The 17,007-nt window shown below is 70.5% G+C and carries 16 protein-coding genes; 7 read left to right on the forward strand and 9 right to left on the reverse strand.

From position 1 onward, the window contains the following. Positions 1 to 174: 174 nt before the first annotated feature. Genes ACZY1G_RS26175 through ACZY1G_RS26195 form a run of 5 tightly spaced genes read left to right on the forward strand, consistent with a single transcriptional unit; the run spans position 175 to position 5,507 of the window. On the forward strand, positions 175 to 1,089 hold the full coding sequence (locus tag ACZY1G_RS26175; RefSeq protein ID WP_463818115.1) for a TauD/TfdA dioxygenase family protein: 915 nt from the start codon (positions 175 to 177) through the stop codon (positions 1,087 to 1,089). A gap of 35 nt (positions 1,090 to 1,124) precedes the next feature. Then, positions 1,125 to 2,255, forward strand: coding sequence for a precorrin-3B synthase (cobG, locus tag ACZY1G_RS26180; RefSeq protein WP_463824006.1), 1,131 nt, complete (start codon positions 1,125 to 1,127; stop codon positions 2,253 to 2,255). Positions 2,256 to 2,264: 9 nt separating this feature from the next. Further along, complete coding sequence (locus tag ACZY1G_RS26185) at positions 2,265 to 2,891, forward strand: precorrin-8X methylmutase (RefSeq protein ID WP_463824007.1); 627 nt, start codon at positions 2,265 to 2,267, stop codon at positions 2,889 to 2,891. A 7-nt stretch (positions 2,892 to 2,898) separates the two neighbouring features. Beyond that, entirely contained in the window at positions 2,899 to 4,413 is a 1,515-nt protein-coding gene (locus tag ACZY1G_RS26190; RefSeq protein ID WP_463824008.1) for a precorrin-2 C(20)-methyltransferase, read from the forward strand. 14 nt (positions 4,414 to 4,427) lie between these two features. After that, a complete protein-coding gene (locus ACZY1G_RS26195; protein ID WP_463818119.1) occupies positions 4,428 to 5,507 on the forward strand; it encodes a phosphotransferase family protein in 1,080 nt (359 codons plus the stop codon). On the opposite strand, the gene cbiE is transcribed toward ACZY1G_RS26195, so the two are convergent. Together cbiE and ACZY1G_RS26205 are read right to left on the reverse strand one after the other, a co-directional pair. Further along, positions 5,470 to 6,657: a precorrin-6y C5,15-methyltransferase (decarboxylating) subunit CbiE gene (gene cbiE, locus ACZY1G_RS26200; protein WP_463818120.1), complete on the reverse strand. Its 1,188-nt coding sequence runs from the start codon at positions 6,655 to 6,657 to the stop codon at positions 5,470 to 5,472. The genes ACZY1G_RS26195 and cbiE overlap by 38 nt on opposite strands. Continuing rightward, entirely contained in the window at positions 6,654 to 7,415 is a 762-nt protein-coding gene (locus ACZY1G_RS26205) for an SDR family NAD(P)-dependent oxidoreductase (protein WP_463824009.1), read from the reverse strand. Before ACZY1G_RS26205 ends, cbiE begins: the two co-directional genes overlap by 4 nt. A 35-nt stretch (positions 7,416 to 7,450) precedes the next feature. On the opposite strand from ACZY1G_RS26205, the gene ACZY1G_RS26210 reads away from it, so the two are divergent. Next, positions 7,451 to 7,864 (forward strand): F420-dependent biliverdin reductase, encoded by a 414-nt coding sequence (locus tag ACZY1G_RS26210; protein WP_463818122.1) that lies wholly within the window; start codon positions 7,451 to 7,453, stop codon positions 7,862 to 7,864. On the opposite strand, the gene ACZY1G_RS26215 is transcribed toward ACZY1G_RS26210, so the two are convergent. Further along, positions 7,861 to 8,994, reverse strand: coding sequence for a M24 family metallopeptidase (locus tag ACZY1G_RS26215; protein WP_463824010.1), 1,134 nt, complete (start codon positions 8,992 to 8,994; stop codon positions 7,861 to 7,863). The two genes, ACZY1G_RS26210 and ACZY1G_RS26215, sit on opposite strands and share 4 nt — an antisense overlap. Before the next feature lie 66 nt (positions 8,995 to 9,060). Here ACZY1G_RS26215 and ACZY1G_RS26220 point away from each other — a divergent pair, with 66 nt between their 5' ends. Beyond that, positions 9,061 to 10,014: a 5'-3' exonuclease gene (locus ACZY1G_RS26220; protein ID WP_463824011.1), complete on the forward strand. Its 954-nt coding sequence runs from the start codon at positions 9,061 to 9,063 to the stop codon at positions 10,012 to 10,014. A 21-nt stretch (positions 10,015 to 10,035) separates the two neighbouring features. Here the strand turns inward: ACZY1G_RS26220 and ACZY1G_RS26225 are convergent, their stop codons facing one another. The 6 genes from ACZY1G_RS26225 to ACZY1G_RS26250 form a co-directional block, all read right to left on the reverse strand. Then, positions 10,036 to 10,824 (reverse strand): DUF4333 domain-containing protein, encoded by a 789-nt coding sequence (locus ACZY1G_RS26225; RefSeq protein WP_463824012.1) that lies wholly within the window; start codon positions 10,822 to 10,824, stop codon positions 10,036 to 10,038. Between the two features lie 47 nt (positions 10,825 to 10,871). Beyond that, positions 10,872 to 13,670, reverse strand: coding sequence for a DEAD/DEAH box helicase (locus ACZY1G_RS26230; protein ID WP_463824090.1), 2,799 nt, complete (start codon positions 13,668 to 13,670; stop codon positions 10,872 to 10,874). Positions 13,671 to 13,675: 5 nt separating this feature from the next. After that, a complete protein-coding gene (tatC, locus tag ACZY1G_RS26235) occupies positions 13,676 to 14,641 on the reverse strand; it encodes a twin-arginine translocase subunit TatC (protein WP_463824013.1) in 966 nt (321 codons plus the stop codon). Between the two features lie 75 nt (positions 14,642 to 14,716). Next, a complete protein-coding gene (tatA, locus tag ACZY1G_RS26240) occupies positions 14,717 to 14,965 on the reverse strand; it encodes a Sec-independent protein translocase subunit TatA (RefSeq protein WP_335330418.1) in 249 nt (82 codons plus the stop codon). Between the two features lie 30 nt (positions 14,966 to 14,995). Next, positions 14,996 to 15,970, reverse strand: coding sequence for a helix-turn-helix transcriptional regulator (locus tag ACZY1G_RS26245; protein ID WP_463818127.1), 975 nt, complete (start codon positions 15,968 to 15,970; stop codon positions 14,996 to 14,998). Then, on the reverse strand, positions 15,967 to 16,971 hold the full coding sequence (locus ACZY1G_RS26250; protein WP_463818128.1) for a helix-turn-helix transcriptional regulator: 1,005 nt from the start codon (positions 16,969 to 16,971) through the stop codon (positions 15,967 to 15,969). Before ACZY1G_RS26250 ends, ACZY1G_RS26245 begins: the two co-directional genes overlap by 4 nt. Positions 16,972 to 17,007 lie beyond the last annotated feature (36 nt).

The raw sequence follows: 17,007 nt of genomic DNA on the forward strand, positions 1-17,007 counted from the left end.
CAGCTCCCCCGATTCCGCGCGCCTTTGCTGACGCACCATGCGCCCGTCGTGCTGCCTTACCCGATCCTTTATCGGGCGAAACGGCCCGAGTTCAGTTCTCGGTGAACCAAACCCTGGGCGGTCCGCACCGTCGCGAGGACACTCGCGGCGAGAAGACTGCGAGGAGGTGGCTCGATGGTTCGTGTGGTCAAGCTGGGTGCGGTGATCGGAGCGCGCATCGAGGGCGTCGATCTGGCCGCAGGCGTGGACGCGGCCACCGCAGCGCAGATCAACGACGCCCTGCTCGAGCACAAGGTGATCTTCTTCCGGAACCAGCACGATCTCGACGACGACGGCCAGCTGGCGTTCGCCCGGTCCCTCGGTACGCCGACCATCGCGCACCCGACAGTGACGTCGCGCGGCCGGGCTGTGCTTCCGATCGATTCGCGCTACGACAAAGCCAACAGCTGGCACACCGACGTCACGTTCGTCGACCGCATCCCCAAGGCGTCACTGCTGCGCGCCGTCACCCTGCCGCCCTACGGCGGAACCACCACGTGGGCGTCGACCGAGGCCGCCTACGACCAGCTGCCCGAGCCGCTGCGCGCCTTGGCCGAGAACCTCTGGGCGGTGCACACCAACACCTACGACTACGCCCGCGACATCGACGGCCGACGAGAGGCGCTGGAGGACACCGAACGTCAATACCGGGAGGAGTTCGTCTCCGACTACTACGAGACCGAGCACCCGGTCGTGCGGATCCACCCCGAGACGGGTCGGCGGGTCCTGCTGCTGGGCAACTTCGTCAAGGGGTTCGTGGGCCTCGGACGCACGGAATCCGCGGCGCTGTTCGACCTGTTCCAGACCCGCATCACGAAGCTGGAACACACGGTGCGCTGGAACTGGGAACTCGGCGATCTGGCCGTCTGGGACAACCGTGCCACTCAGCACTACGCCGTCGCCGACTACGACAACCAGTTCCGGCGGCTGAGCCGGGTGACGCTGGCCGGCGACGTCCCGGTCGACGTGCACGGGCAGCGCAGCCGTGTGATCGCCGGCGACGCATCGGGCTACTCCGACATCGTCGTCCCGGTCCGTCTGGCCAGCTGAGCGCACCACCTCACTCCGCCACGTACCGTGGTCGGATGGCCAGAACCCGGGACACCGACGCCTGTCCCGGCGCGCTGCAGACCCACCGCGCTGCCGACGGCGACCTTGCCCGCGTCCGGCTTCCGGCGGGAATGCTGACCGCTGAGCAGATGGAGGCGATCGCCACCGCGGCGCTCGATCTCGCCGCACCGGCCCTGGAGCTGACCTCGCGGGGCAACCTGCAGATCCGCGGCATCCGCGATGCGGAGGAACTCGCCGCCCGCCTCGCCGAGGCGGGCCTGCTGCCGTCGCCCGACCGCGAGAAGATCCGCAACATCGTCGCGTCCCCGCTGTCGGGCCGCCAGGGCGGGCTGCTCGACGTGCGTGCGATGGTGCACGCGCTCGATGAGGCGTTGCAGCGGGACCCGACGTTGGCCGATCTGCCGGGGCGCTTCCTGTTCGGTCTCGACGACGGCCGCGGCGACATCGCCGGCATGGGTGCCGATGCCGCCGTGTGTGCCGTCGACGCGGACACCATGACAGTCGTGCTGTCCGGCACCGACACCGGGGTTCGGGTCGCTGCCGAAGACGCGGTCGACACGCTGCTGGCCATCGCCCGCCGGTTCGTCGAGGTGCGCGGAAAGGCCTGGCGGATAAAGGAATTGGCGACCCCCGGCAGTGTCCTCGATGGTCTCGGCGGCCTGGCGCCGACGGAGGAGGTCGGGCGGACGTGGCCGGTGTGCACCCGCCCCCCGGTCGGCTGGCTCACCCAGGACGACGACCGGATCGCGCTCGGCGCCGCGGTGCCGCTGGGTGTGCTCGAGGCGGAGTTGGCCCGCTACCTCGCCGCGGTACAGGCACCTCTGGTGATCACCCCGTGGCGATCGGTGGTCATTGCCGATCTCGACGACGGCGTGGCCGACGCGGCGCTGCGGGTGCTCGCTCCCCTGGGATTCGTGTTCGACGACGCCTCGCCGTGGCTGGCTGTGTCGGCGTGCACGGGCCGCCCGGGGTGCACCCACGCGCTCGCCGACGTCCGCGCCGACGCGACAGCGGCACTGCACGAGGGGGAGTCGCCGCGGCACCGCCACTTCGTCGGCTGCGACCGGGCCTGCGGCAGCCCCGCTGACGCGGACGTGCTGATCGCCACCGGAGACGGCTACCAGCCGCGGCGGCCCCACCCGTAGGGTGATCGAGTGCTCGACTACATCCGCGATGCCGGGGAGATCTACCGGCAGTCGTTCGCGACGATCCGTGCCGAGTCGGACCTGTCGTCCTTCCCCGCCGACGTCGCGCGAGTCGTGGTCCGGTTGATCCACACCTGCGGGCAGACCGACGTGCCCGACCACGTCGCCTACACCCCCGACGTCGTCGTCCGTGCCTACGAGGCGCTCGCCGCCGGCGCCCCGATCCTGTGCGACTCGTCGATGGTCGCCGCAGGCATCACCCGCTCCCGGCTGCCCGCCGACAACGAGGTGGTCTCGTTGGTCGCCGACGAGCGGGCACCGGCGTTCGCCGCCCAGCACGCCACCACTCGTTCGGCCGCGGCGATCGACCTGTGGGCCGAACGGCTGCCCGGCGCCGTGATGGCCATTGGCAACGCCCCCACGGCGCTGTTCCGGCTCCTCGAGCTCGTCGACGGGGGCGTCGCGCCGCCGGCCGCCGTGCTCGGCGGCCCGGTGGGCTTCGTCGGGTCCGCGCAGTCGAAGCAGGAGCTCATCGACGATCCGCGGGGCATGTCCTATCTGGTGGTCACCGGCCGCCGTGGGGGCAGCGCGATGGCCGCCGCCGCCGTCAACGCGATTGCGACGACCATCGAATGAGCGAGCAATGACCGGCCGCGGCACGTTGTGGGGAGTCGGCCTCGGGCCGGGCGACCCCGAGCTGGTGACGGTCAAGGCGGCTCGGGTGATCGGCGCCGCCGACGTCGTCGCCTACCACAGCGCTCGCCACGGCCGCAGCATCGCGCGCGGCATCGCCGAGCCCTACCTGCGCGAAGGCCAGATCGAGGAACACCTGGTCTACCCCGTCACCACCGAGACCTCCGATCACCCCGGCGGCTACGCGGGGGCGATGGACGACTTCTACCGCGAGGCGGCCGCACGCATCGCCGCGCACCTCGACGCCGGGCGCGACGTGGCGCTGCTGGCCGAGGGCGATCCGCTGTTCTACAGCTCGTACATGCACATGCACACCCGGCTCACGCAGCGCTTCGACGCGGTGATCGTGCCGGGGGTGACGTCGGTCAGCGCCGCGTCGGCGGCCGTGTCGACACCGCTGGTCCAGGGCGACCAGGTGCTGACCATCCTTCCCGGCACCATGGCGCCCGCGGAGCTCGAACGCCGCCTCGCCGACACCGACGCGGCCATCATCATGAAACTCGGTCGCTCGTATCCTGCTGTGCGGCAAGCACTTGCGGCCGCGGGCCGGCTACAGGACACCTACTACGTGGAACGGGCCAGCACGTCGCGTCAGCGGGTGCTGCCGGCCGCCGACGTCGAGGACGGGTCGGTGCCCTACTTCGCGCTGACCATGCTGCCCGGGCCGATGCAGGCCCCGGACGCCCCAGGATCGACCACCGGATCGACCACCGAGTCGAGCACCGGATCGGTCACCGTCGTCGGACTCGGTCCCGGTGCCACGGCCTGGATGACCCCGGAGAGCCGCCGCGAGCTGGCCGCGGCCACCGACCTCATCGGCTATGGCCCCTATCTGGACCGCGTCGGGGTGCGCGAGGGCCAGCGCAGGCATCCCAGCGACAACACCGACGAACCCGCCCGCGCCCGCCTGGCCTGCTCACTGGCCGAGCAGGGCCACGCCGTGGCCGTGGTCTCCTCCGGGGACCCCGGAGTCTTCGCGATGGCGACCGCGGTACTCGAAGAAGCCAAACAGTGGCCCGGTGTCGAGGTGCGGGTGATCCCTGCGATGACGGCCGCCCAGGCGGTGGCGAGTCGCGTCGGCGCCCCTCTCGGCCACGACTACGCCGTCATCTCGCTGTCGGACCGCCTCAAGCCGTGGGACGTCATCGCTGCGCGTCTGGAGGCGGCCGCACGTGCCGACATGGTGCTGGCCATCTACAACCCGGCGTCGAAGACGCGCACCTGGCAGGTCGGTGCGATGCGGGACCTGCTGCTCGAGCATCGCGATGCCGGCACCCCCGTCGTGATCGGCCGCGATGTCGCCGGGCCGACCGAATCGGTGCGGGTGGTGCGGCTGGCCGACCTCGACCCCGCCGACGTGGACATGCGGTGCCTACTGATCGTCGGATCCTCACAGACCCAGTGGTATTCGGCAGGATCGAGCACCGATCGGGTGTTCACCCCGCGGCACTATCCCTCGCAGTGACGGAAGGCGCGCCCGTGACCATCCCCCGCATGCCGGCCGACATCACGGCGACATGGTTGAGCTCGGTGCTGGACACCCCCGTCACCGACGCCACGGTGACACCGATCGGCACCGGCCAGACCGGCGCCACCTACCGGGTGACCGCGACCTACGGCGCCCCGACGGACCTGCCAGCGACATTCGCGGTAAAGCTGCCCGCACAGGACGACGCGGTGCGTGAGCGGGTGGCGCTCGGATACAAGTCGGAGGTCGAGTTCTACGCCGCGGTCAGTGCCGATGTCGACGTGCCGGTACCGCCGTGCCTGCACAGCGACATCTCCTCGGACGGAACGGATTTCGTGCTGGTTCTCGCCGACATGGCGCCCGCCGAACAGGGCGACCAGCTCGCCGGGTGCACACCGGAAGAGGCGGCACTGGCCGTCGACGCATTGGCCGGCTTGCATGCGCCGAGCTGGTGTCAGCGGCGCTGGTACGAGCTGACCTCGATCATCATGCCCAAACCCGGCGACGACGCGGCGGCCGCCGGCATGGGGGACGTGTCGGCCATGGCGGCCACCATCACCCTCGACCGCCTCGGCGAGCGGATCAGCGACGCCGACCGCGAGACGCTGACGACGTCGATGAACCTGGTGACGCCGTGGTTGTCGGCCGAGCCGGAGCGCTTCTCGCTGCTGCACGGCGATTACCGGCTCGACAACCTGCTGTTCGACCCTGACCGCACGCAGGTCACCGTGGTGGACTGGCAGACCGTCGGGCTCGGCCTGCCCGCCCGCGATCTCGCGTACTTCACCGCGACCAGCCTGCTACCGGAGGTCCGGGCCGCGGTCGAACACGATCTGGTGCGCCGCTACCACGCCGCGGTGTGCCGGTACGGCGTCACCGACTACGACGTCGACACCTGTTGGCAGGACTACCGTCTCGGCGCCCTGCAGGCACCGTTCCTGACGGCGCTGGGCTTCGCGTTCTCCACCTCCACCGACCGTGGGGACGAGATGATCCTGGCCATGCTGAGCCGGGGCTGCCGGGCGGTGCGCGAACTCGGCACCATCGAGCTGATCAGGTCGTATCAGGCTTCGTCGCCGACCACTGCGTGACGGGCATGGCGGGGCGCCAGCCGGTGAACGAGCCCACTGCCTCCCCGGCGTAGTGCTGGTACCGGCGCAACTGCCCGCCGTGTTCTGAATACCGTTGCGCGAGAACAGCTTCCGATTCAACTGTGACGGCGTTGGCCACCAGGCGGCCGCCAGGGCGCAGCGCCTCCCAGCATGCTTCGATCAGCCCGGGCGCACTGATGCCACCGCCGACGAAGATCGCGTGTGGCGACGGCGTGAACGAGAAGGACTCGGGCGCGTCGAACGTCACCTCGACCGGCACACCGAACGCGCGAGCGTTGGCCTCGATCCGGGCCCGGCGGGCCTGATCCCGCTCGAACGCGACGGCCCGGCATGCCGGGCCGGTCAGGCACCACTCGATCGCGACGCTGCCCGACCCCGCGCCGACGTCCCAGAGCAGTTCTCCTGGGCGGGGCGCCAGCGCGGCCACAGTGGCCGCACGGATCGCCTGCTTGGTGATCTGACCGTCGTGGGCGAACGCATCGTCGGGCAGCGCGCCGACGCGGCGATCATCGGGCAGGTAGCGCACCGCCATCACGTTGAGATTGTCAACGTCTGCGGGGGGCCGCTGCGCCCATTCCCGCGCGGTCGATGATCGACGCAATTCCCTCGGGCCGCCCAATTGTTCGAGCACAGTGAGCTCGGAATCCCCACGCCCGACGTCGGTGAGCAGACGCGCCAGTTCGGCCGGGGTCGAGCCGCTCTGGGAGAGGATCACGGCGTGCCCCCCGCGGCGCACCGCGGTGTGCACCGGCCGCCACACCAGGCTGATCACCTCGGTGTCCTGCACCGCCCACCCGACGCGGGAGCACGCCAGCGTCACCGACGACACGTGCGGCAGGACCGCGACCCGGTCCGCGCCGTGAGCGCGGATCAGTGTGCTGCCGATGCCGTGCAGTAGCGGGTCGCCGCTGGCGATCACGTGGACGTCGCCGTCCGCGCCGTCGAGCAGGGTGTGAATCGCGGGCAGCAGCGGACTCGGCCACGGCCGCCGCACAGCGCGCACGCTGTCGTCGAGCAGTGCCAGCTGACGCTCCGAACCGTAAATGACGGTGGCTCTTGTCAATTCGTCGCGTGACGGTGGCGCGAGTCCGGCCATCCCGTCGGCGCCGATCCCGACGACGACGATCATCTCGGCAACCTCCGCCACACCGGGCGCGGGGTGACGCGGAACGCCGCCGCGAGCGCGACGAGCGTGCTGGGCACCCACACCACGCTGCGTCCGCGCCGCATCGCGGCCACGGTGGCGTCGGCGACCTGCGCCGGAGTGCTCGACAGCGGTGCGGGCGTCATCCCCTCGGTCATCCGGCCGATCACGAAGCCGGGCCGTACCAGCAGCAGGCGCACGCCGGTGCCGTGAAGCGCGTCGGTCAACCCGCTGCAGAAGGCGTCGAGCCCGGCCTTGGCCGAGCCGTAGACGTAGTTCGCGCGCCGCGCCCGAACTCCGGCGACCGACGAGAACGCGACCAACTTTCCCTGGCCAGCGGCCCGCATCGTCTCGGCGAGCACCGTCAGGAGGCTGACCTGGGCGACGTAGTCGGTGTGCACGATCGCGGCCGCATGCGCGGCATCACGTTCGGCCCGGGCCTGGTCGCCGAGGATGCCGAACGCGAGCACGGCGGTACCGATCGCGCCGTGGCGCTCCACGATGCCCGCGACGACGTCGCGGTGGGAACCGAGGTCGTCGGCGTCGAAGGCGAGCGTGTGCACCGCGCGGGCACCGTCGCCGAGCAGCGTCGCGCTCTCGGCCTCGAGATCGTCGGGGCGGCGGGCCGCCAGCACGATCGTCGCGCCGCGGGCCAACCGCCGTGCCACCTCGACGCCGATCTCGCTGCGGCCGCCGAACACCACGACCAGATCGGTGTCGGCCCGCTCAGCCGTGTCTTTCATGGCTGCGATTATGTCCTGCGCTAGCGTGGACCACGATGGGCAAGGCAACCACGCGGCTGACCACAGATGCGATCGCATTCCTGACCGAGCGGCATCTGGCGATGCTCACGACGCTGCGGGCTGATCAGTCTCCGCACGTGGTCGCCGTCGGATTCACGTTCGACCCGACCACGCACATCGCCCGCGTCATCACCACCGGCGGCTCGCAGAAGGCCGTCAACGCCGATCAGCGCGGCGTCGCGGTGCTCAGCCAGGTCGACGGCGCGCGCTGGCTCTCGCTGGAGGGCACATCCACGGTCTACACCGAGGCCGACAAGGTGCGCGACGCCGAACGGCGCTACGCGCAGCGCTATCGCACGCCGCGCCCGAACCCCAAGCGGGTCGTCATCGAGGTCCGGGTCGAGCGGGTGCTCGGCTCCTCGGGCCTGCTCGACCGCGGCGACAGCTAGCTGCTCACCGGCACCACGACGAGGTCGTGCGGCCGGTTGTTCACCGACACCGCGCCGTCGGCGGTGACGATCACGATGTCCTCGATGCGCGCGCCCCACTGCCCGGGGAAGTAGATGCCAGGCTCGACGGAGAAGGCCATCCCCTCCTGCAGCGGCAGGTCGTTGCCGGCGACGATGTAGGGCTCCTCGTGCACCGACAGGCCGATGCCGTGCCCGGTGCGGTGCACGAAGTACTCGGCCAACCCCTCGGCGGCCAGTACGTCGCGGGCTGCGGCGTCGACCTGTTCGGCGGTGACACCGGGGCGGACGGCCGCCACCGCCGCCTGCTGGGCACGCTGCAGCACCGCGTAGCGGCGGACCACCTCGGGGTCGGGCTCGCCGATGCTGTACGTGCGGGTGGAATCGGAGTTGTAGCCCGGCTCGTACGGCCCGCCGATGTCGACGACCACGACGTCGCCGGCCTGCAGTTCGCGGTCCGAGCACTCGTGGTGCGGATCGGCTCCATGCGGGCCGGACCCGACGATGATGAACGCGGCCTCGGAATGTCCTTCGGCGACAATGGCTTCGGCGATATCGGCGGCGACGTCGGCCTCGGTGCGGCCGGGGGCGAGGAAGTCGGGCACGCGGGCGTGCACCCGGTCGATCGCGGCGCCGGCCTTGCTGAGCGCGTCGACCTCGGCGGGGTCTTTGACCATGCGCAGTGTGCGCAGCACGTCGGTGGCGAGCACGGGCACCGCGCCGAGCACGCCGGCCAGGGGCAGAAGGTGCAGCGCCGGCATGGCGTCGGTCACCGCGACGCTGACCGGGCCACCGCCGAGCGCGTCGGCGACCAGCGCGTAGGGGTCGTCGCCGTCGACCCAGTCACGCACCGTCACGTCGAGGTCGGGAACGGCCGATTCCTTCAGCGATGCCAGCTCCATGCGCGGCACCACGATCGTTGCGGCGCCGTCTGCTGACAGCACCAGCGCGGTCAGCCGCTCGAAGGTCTGTGCGCGCGAGCCCACGAGGTAGCGCAGGTCGTAGCCGGGGGTGATGACCAGACCGGCCAGCCCGGCGTCCGCGGCGGCGTGGGCCGCGGCGCTCAAGCGGTGGGCGTACACGTCGGTGCTGAATCGGGACGCTGCACTCATACCCACCAGGCTAGTGCCCCGGTTCCTTTGCGCGAGCCGGGGAAACGGGCCTGGCAGGATGGCGGGGTGACTGCTCCCCTGGTACTCCTCGACGGTGCGAGCATGTGGTTCCGCTCGTATTTCGGTGTGCCGTCGTCGATCACCGCACCCGACGGCCGCCCGGTCAACGCGCTGCGAGGGTTCCTCGACGCCGTCGCCACCGTCATCACCCGCGAACAGCCCCGCCGTCTGGTCGTGTGCCGCGACGACGACTGGCGCCCGCAATGGCGCGTCGACCTGGTGCCGTCGTACAAGGCCCATCGAGTCGTTCAGGAGAACCCGGGCGACGAGCCCGACGTCGAGGAAGTGCCCGACGAGCTGACCCCGCAGGTCGACATGATCATGGAGATCCTCGACGCGTTCGGTATCGCCACCGCGGGCGCGCCCGAACACGAGGCCGACGACGTGCTGGGCACGCTCGCGAGCCAGGAGACCCGCGACCCCGTCGTCGTCGTCAGCGGCGACCGCGACCTGCTGCAGGTCGTCCGCGACGAGCCGACCCCGGTGCGAGTGCTCTACCTGGGCCGCGGCCTGGCCAAGGCCACGAAGTACGGGCCCGACGAGGTGGCCGAGACCTACGGGGTGCCGATCGATCGCGCCGGGCCGGCCTACGCCGAGCTCGCACTGCTGCGCGGCGACCCGTCCGACGGCCTGCCGGGAGTCGCGGGCATCGGCGAGAAGACCGCCTCCACGCTGATCACGAAGTACGGGTCGCTGGCCGAGCTGCGCACCGCGATCGACGACCCGAAATCCACGCTCCCCAAAGCCCAGCGGGCGAAGCTGCGCTCGGCGGCCGATTACCTCGCGGCGGCCGAACCCGTGGTGCGCGTCGCGACCGATGCGCCGGTGCGGTTCTCGACGGCCGACGACACGCTGCCGTTGGCCGCCGAGCACCCGCGCAAAGTCGCCGAACTCGCCGAACGCTACGGCGTGTCGTCGTCGGTCGGGCGCCTGCAGAAGGCGCTCGACGGCCTGCCCTGATGAACTGACGGGCCGGATGACCTACTTGGGCCGGCCCACCTCGTAGGTGCCCTTGTCGTCCTGGAACGTCACCGTCACCTGGCGCTTGGTGCCGTCGATGCTGACCTCGCAGTTGAAGGTGTCACCCTTCTTCACGGTGGGGCTGACGCCGTTGTTGCACTTGACGTTGTTGACGTTCTTGGCGCCGTATCCGTTGGTCTGATCGGTCAGGATCTGCTGCACACCGGTCTGCGCGGCGTTGACGTCGAGCTTGGTGGTGACAAAGAAGCCCGGCTTCCAGAACCCGAGGACCAGGACGACGGCGACGATGATCGCGGCGAGCAGGCCGACAATGGTGCCGATGACCGCCATCGACTTCTTGGAGCCCTCTTCGCCGCCCGGGGCCTGGTAGTTCGGGTACTGCCCGTACTGACCGGGTTGTCCCGGCTGGCCTGGTTGGCCGTACTGACCCGGCTGGCCGTAGGCGCCGGGCTGCCCGTACTGGGGCTGCTGACCGTAGGCACCGGGCTGGCCGTACTGCCCCGGCGGCGGATAACCGGTGGGACTGGTGCCGTACTGCTCCGTCGGCGCGTACTGCTGCGGCGGATAGGCAGGCGGCGCCGTCGGCTGCTGGTACTGCGGGTACTGCTGCGGCGTGTACGCCGGCGGCTGCCAGGACTGCTGGTCCGGCGCCTGCGGCTGCTGCGACCCGGACGGCGGCTGCCAACCCTGGTTGGCTGCCGACTCGCTCGACGGCTGCTGCTCCGCGCCAGACTCAGGCTGTTGACCCGGCCAATGCTGGTTCGGATCAGATCCCTGCGGTCCGCTCATTTCTCTCCTCGGTCGTGCGCGGCTGTGGCGGTGTAGCTGGCCACACACTACCCGGCATCAACGGCGACGACGCCGCGCCGAACGTCGTTGATGGCGCGTTTCGCGGTCGTCCGCAACGCCTGCGAGGGCGCGGTGGTGCGCACCTGATCGGCGAGATCGAGCACCTGACGGCACCATCGCACGAAATCACCTGCCGGCATCGTCACACCGGTGCCGGGGTCGCTGGCGGCCAGCGCCGAGGCGAGATCCCCCGTGCTGGCCCAGCGGTACATCGCGGCGACGAAACCGTCGTCGGGTTCGCGGCTCGGCGGGAGCCGGTGCCGCTGCTCGTCCGATCGCAGCTCGGTCCACAGCCGGCGGGTTCGGTTCAGCGCGCGCCGCAGCCGGCCCGTCGGCACGCCGGATCCGTCCGTCGGCCCGTGCCCGTCCCGGCGCGATTCGTAGAGCACCGACGACAGGGCTGCCGCGAGTTCCGCAGCGTCGAGGTCGTCCCACACCCCGGTGCGCAGGCACTCGGCGACGAGGAGATCCGACTCGCTGTAGATGCGGGCCAGCAGGCGACCGTCCGCGGTGACCGAGCGCATGTCGCCGTCACCCGCGACGTAACCCCGCTCGGTGAGGAGGACGACGATCCGGTCGAAGGTGTGCGCCAGCGAGTTCGTCGCGGCCGCGATCTTGCGACGCAGCGCCTCGTTGTCGCGCTCCATCTTCAGGTAGCGCTCGGCCTGGCGCGCCTTCTCTTCCCGGTCGGGCAGCTGATGGGCCCGGTGGGCACGCATCCGGTCCCGCAGCGCGACCAACTCGGGATCGACGTCGGGCTCGGCGGCCGGACCGCTGCGGCGCCTGCGTGCCGACGGGACGTCGAGCCCCTCCGCGGCCGACAACAGCGCCGAGGCCAGATCGCGGCGGGCGCGGGGATTTCGGTGCTCGACGCGTTTGGGCAGCGTCATGCGACCCATCGGTCCGATCGCCCCTGAATAGTCGGCCGAGGAGATCCGGCCCGCCCACCTGGTCTCGGTGAGGACCAGTGGGCGCGGATCGTCGTCGTCGCGGGCAGGCTCGAGCACGACAGCCAACCCGCCTCGCCTGCCATGGGTGATCGTGATGATGTCGCCGCGGCGCAACGCTGTCAGCGCGTCGTTGGCGGCCTGCCGGCGCTGCAGCCGCGATGCCCGCGACTGCGTGCGCTCCCGCTCGCCGATCTGGGCCCGCAGCCGGGCGTAGTCGAGAATCGGCGCTCCCCGACCGCCGAACTCGGCGGCGAGCTGGTCGAGCATCTTCTCCGCCCGCTCGACGCCGCGCACCAACCCGACCACCGACCGGTCGGCCTGGTACTGCGCGAACGACCGCTCGAGCAGCTGGTGCGCCTGCTCAGGGCCCATCTGGTGCACCAGGTTGATCGTCATGTTGTAGGTCGGGGCGAACGAGCTGCGCAGCGGGAAGGTCCGTGTCGACGCCAGCCCGGCCACCTCCGCCGGGTCGACATCGGGGTTCCACAACACCACCGCGTGACCCTCGACGTCGATACCGCGCCGGCCCGCCCGGCCCGTCAGCTGCGTGTACTCCCCCGGCGTCAGCGGCAGATGCTGCTCACCGTTGAATTTCACCAACCGCTCGAGCACCACCGTGCGGGCCGGCATGTTGATGCCGAGCGCCAAGGTCTCCGTCGCGAACACCGCCTTGACCAGGCCCGCGGTGAACAGCTCCTCGACGGTGTGCCGGAACACCGGCAGCATGCCCGCGTGGTGGGCGGCCAGACCGCGCAGCAGGCCCTCGCGCCACTCGTGGAAGTCGAGGACGATCAGGTCCGAGTCGTTGAGGTCAGCGGTGCGGCGGTCGACGATCTCGGCGATCCGCGATCGTTCGGAGTCGGTGGTGAGCCGCAACGACGAGCGCAGGCACTGCTTGACCGCGGCATCGCAGCCGGCCCTGGAGAAGATGAACGTGATCGCGGGGAGCAGGTCGCGCTGCTCGAGCACGGTGATGACGTCGGCGCGGCCGGGCGTCCGGTAGACCGTGGGGCGGCGGCCGCCCTGACCTTCCCGACGGCCGCCACGGCCTCCCCGTCCCTGGGGTTGCCAGTCGGCGAGCCGGTCGGCTTCGCGGCGGTGGGCGATGTGGCGCAACAACTCCGGGTCGACCAGCAGGTCACCGTGAGCAACCATGCCGCCGCGCGCAGGCCCCGAGGCCCGGTAGTCGAACAGGTCCATCAGGCGCTTGCCGACCATGACGTGCTGCCACAGCGGCACCGGCCGGTGCTCGTCGACCACGACCGTGGTGTCGCCCCGCACGGTCTGGATCCAGCCACCGAACTCCTCGGCGTTGCTCACCGTCGCCGAGAGGCTGACCAGCCGCACGTCGTCGGGCAGGTGCAGGATCACCTCCTCCCACACCGCGCCGCGCATCCGGTCGGCCAGGAAGTGCACCTCGTCCATCACGACATGCGAAAGTCCTTGCAGGGCAGGAGAATCAGCGTAGAGCATGTTGCGAAGCACTTCGGTGGTCATCACGACCACGTCGGCGTCGCCGTTGATGTTCTGGTCGCCGGTGAGCAGGCCGATGCGTTCCGGGCCATACCGGCGCACCAGATCGTTGTGCTTCTGGTTGCTCAGGGCCTTGATCGGCGTGGTGTAGAAGCACTTTCGGCCCGCCGCGAGCGCAAGGTGCACAGCGAACTCGCCGACGACCGTCTTGCCCGCACCCGTGGGTGCGCACACCAGAACCCCGTGGCCCTGCGCCAGCGCGTCGCATGCCCTGCGCTGGAATCCGTCCAGCGCGAACGGGAGCAGCTCGGTGAACGCCGAGACCGAGTCAGGGGTCACCTCTGGGGGCGCCTCAGGTCGCATCATCTCTAGGTGGCATCGTCGTCGATCGACAGCCGCGACGGTGACGGCACCGGTGACGGCGCCTCGACCTGTTCAACTGCGCCGACCGGTTCGGCTGCGCCGATCGGGGCGGCCTCGTCGTCGCCGACGGTGTCGAGTGCGCGGCGCGCCTTGCGGCGGTCGTTGACGCGGGCGATCTGGATCGCCACCTCCAGCAGCACGGTGAGCGCCAGCGCCAACGCCAACATCGAGAACGGGTCCGAGCCGGGCGTGGCGAACGCCGCGAAAACGAACAGGCCCATGATGAGCCCGCGCCGCCACGCCTGCAGCCGCTCGTAGGTCAGCACGCCGACCAGGTTGAGCATGACGATGAGCAGCGGGAACTCGAAGCTGATGCCGAACACCAGCAGCAGGTTGATCAGGAAGCCGAAGTACTGGTCGCCGGACAGGGCCGTCACCTGGACGTCGCTGCCGACCGTCAGCAGGAATCCCAGTGCCTTGGACAGCACCACGTAGGCCAGCACCGCGCCGGTGATGAACAGCGTCGCCCCCACCGTGACGAACGCGACCGCGAACCGGCGCTCCCGGCTGTAGAGGCCCGGGGTGATGAACGCCCACAGCTGGTAGAGCCACACCGGGCAGGCCATCACCAGGCCGGCGGTCAGGCCGACCTTGAGCCGCAGCATGAACTGGTCGAACGGTGCCGTGGCCAGCAGGCGGCACTCGCCGTCGGGGGCGATCGTGGCGCGCGCGGACGCAGGCAGAGAACAGTAGGGGCCTCGCAGCCAGTCGCCCAGGCTGGGCAGCCCGAAGGCACCGTGGCTGTACCAGACGAAACCGATGATCGTGGTGAGCATCACCGCGAGGGCAGAGATGAGCAGACGGGTACGCAGCTCGGTGAGGTGCTCGACCAACGACATCGTGCCGTCGGGGTTGACCCGCGACCGGCGTCGACGGGGATCGAGCTTCTTGAAGAGTCCGGGGATCTGCACGACGACGTGGGTTACCTGTCGACAGGCACTCCGATCACGACGCGGTCAGCTCCCGCGTCGCGTCGAGGTGGCGATTCAGGCGGGGCGCTTGTCCGACGACGGCTCGGTGTGCCCCACGGGCCGCTCGGCGTCCGACACACGCTCCGAGGAGATCTGGGTGGGCTGGTCCGACTTGCCGTCGGCCTGCATCTCCTTGATCTCGGACTTGAAAATGCGCATCGACTTACCCAGGGAGCGGGCTGCGTCCGGCAGCTTCTTGGCACCGAAGAGCAGCACGAACACGGCGATGACGATGATCCAGTGCCAGGGTTGTAGACCACCCAATTTGGTTACCTCCAGACGTTGCGGCCGAGTCTACCCGCCGTCGGGGCCCACCCGATAGGCGTCCAGCGCGGCGACGGCCGCCCGCTGCACCCGCTCGGCAAGCGGTTGCGGCTCGAGAACCCGCACCGCGGACCCGAAGCCGAGTACGAACCTGGCCATCCAGTCATCGGAGGCGTAGGTCATCGCGGCGTCGCACGATCCGTCGGGAAACTCGGCCAGCACCCGCAGCGGGTAGTAGTCGAACATCCACGACGCCGACCGGTCCACGCGCAGCGTCGCGGTCGGCAGCGACGGGTCCGCGGTGTCCGGGTCGAACAGTGACGTGTCGGGGCCGGCCTGCACCGCCGGAGGCGGCGGCGCAGACGGTTCGTCGAGCACCCGGGCGTCGACGATCCGGTCGAACCGGAACAGCCGGACGGCCTCGGCGGTGCGGCACCACGCCTCGAGGTAGCTGTGGTCGGCGACCAGCACCACGCGGATCGGGTCCACCACCCTGGCCGACAGCATGTCATGCGAGGCCGAGTAGTACTCGATGGCCAGCGCCCGGTCGCCGCGCACCGCGGTACGGACCGCCGCGGCGGCCTCGCTCTCCGCCGGCGCCGGCTCGTCGACCGCGGTGCCCTCCACCGAGGCGCTGCCCGCCGCGGATTCGATCTTGGCGATCGCGCTGCGCGCGGCTTCCGGATCGACCATGCCGGGCACGTCGACCAGGGCACGCAGGGCCACCAGGATGCCGGTGGCCTCGGGCGAGGTGAGCCGCAGCGGATGGTCGATGCCCGCGGTGAAGGTCACCTCGATGGTGTCGCCGGAGAACTCGAAATCGATCAGATCGCCGGGCCCGTAGCCGGGCAGGCCGCACATCCACAGCTGGTTGAGGTCGTCACGCAGCTGTTTGACGCTCACCCCCAGGTCGGCGGCGGCCTCGTCGTAGGTGATCTTCGGGTTGGCCTGGAAGTAGGGAACCATGTTCAACAGCCGGACCAGCCGGGTGCTCAGCGCGGTCATGCCTGCACCTTCTCGACACCGGCCTGGGCCTGCAGGCGCGCGATGACGTCCTCGCGCAGGGACGCCGGCTCGAGCACCACGGCGTCGGCGCCGTAGCTGGCGATCTCGCGGGCGAGCCGGTCGAACATGCCGACGTCCACGGTGATCTCCTGCCCCAGCCGCCCACCGAGTGTCTTCGCGCCGACCACGGTGGCCTGTCTGCGCAGCGCCGTCGCTCGCCCGTCGGCGACCCAGACCCGGGCCTGCCCGGCCCCGGGCCAGTCCCCCACCACCCGTGCGACGATCTCGCGCAGGTTGACCTCCGGCGGGCGCACCACCGAGCCGGGTTCACCGATCGGCGTCACCTCGGCGCCGATGCGCGAGAGCCGGAACGTCCGCACGGCGTTGCGGTCGCGGTCGTGGCCGACCAGATACCAGCGGCCCCGGTCGGTGACCACCCCCCACGGCTCGACCGTGCGCGTGACATACGGCTCGCTGCGCGACGGCCGGTGCGGGAACTGCACCGCACGCCCGGAGTCGATGGCAGACAACAGGATTCCCAACACTTCCTCGGAGCCGCGCAACCCGGGCAGCGCCGCCGTCGACGTGATCGTCACGTCGAGCTCGTCGACGGCTTCGATCTCCACGCCGGCGGCCCGCAACTTGAGCAGTGCGCTCTGGGTCGCGGTGATCAATTCGGGCGATTCCCACAGCTGGGTGGCCACCGCGACGGCGGCGGCCTCGTCGGCGGTCAGCTCGACGGCAGGCAGCGCATACGCCTCGCGGTTGATCCGGTACCCCTCGGTGGGGTCAGTCGACGACACGCGACCGGTCTCCAGCGGGATGCCGAGATCGCGCAGTTCGTTCTTGTCGCGCTCGAACATGCGGGAGAAAGCCTCGTCGCTGGACCCGTCGGAGTAGCCGTAGACGGTCTCGCGGATCCGGTCGGCAGTGATGAACGTGCGCGTCGAGAGCAGCGCGATGACGAGGTTCATCAACCGTTCGACTTTCGAAATCCCCACGGCGTAGAGCTTAGGACGAATCGGCGGTGGGCTCGG

Source organism: Mycobacterium sp. IDUB_5 (assembly GCF_055419565.1).

Bases quoted from the DNA above. Each gene is read 5' to 3' on its own strand.
- ACZY1G_RS26230 (WP_463824090.1), bottom strand. From the start codon at position 13,670: ATGCGACCTGAGGCGCCCCCAGAGGTGACCCCTGACTCGGTCTCGGCG.
- ACZY1G_RS26175 (WP_463818115.1), top strand. From the start codon at position 175: ATGGTTCGTGTGGTCAAGCTGGGTGCGGTGATCGGAGCGCGCATCGAG.
- ACZY1G_RS26225 (WP_463824012.1), bottom strand. From the start codon at position 10,824: ATGAGCGGACCGCAGGGATCTGATCCGAACCAGCATTGGCCGGGTCAA.
- ACZY1G_RS26215 (WP_463824010.1), bottom strand. From the start codon at position 8,994: ATGAGTGCAGCGTCCCGATTCAGCACCGACGTGTACGCCCACCGCTTG.
- ACZY1G_RS26205 (WP_463824009.1), bottom strand. From the start codon at position 7,415: ATGAAAGACACGGCTGAGCGGGCCGACACCGATCTGGTCGTGGTGTTC.
- cobG (WP_463824006.1), top strand. From the start codon at position 1,125: ATGGCCAGAACCCGGGACACCGACGCCTGTCCCGGCGCGCTGCAGACC.
- ACZY1G_RS26245 (WP_463818127.1), bottom strand. From the start codon at position 15,970: ATGACCGCGCTGAGCACCCGGCTGGTCCGGCTGTTGAACATGGTTCCC.
- cbiE (WP_463818120.1), bottom strand. From the start codon at position 6,657: ATGATCGTCGTCGTCGGGATCGGCGCCGACGGGATGGCCGGACTCGCG.
- ACZY1G_RS26210 (WP_463818122.1), top strand. From the start codon at position 7,451: ATGGGCAAGGCAACCACGCGGCTGACCACAGATGCGATCGCATTCCTG.
- ACZY1G_RS26190 (WP_463824008.1), top strand. From the start codon at position 2,899: ATGACCGGCCGCGGCACGTTGTGGGGAGTCGGCCTCGGGCCGGGCGAC.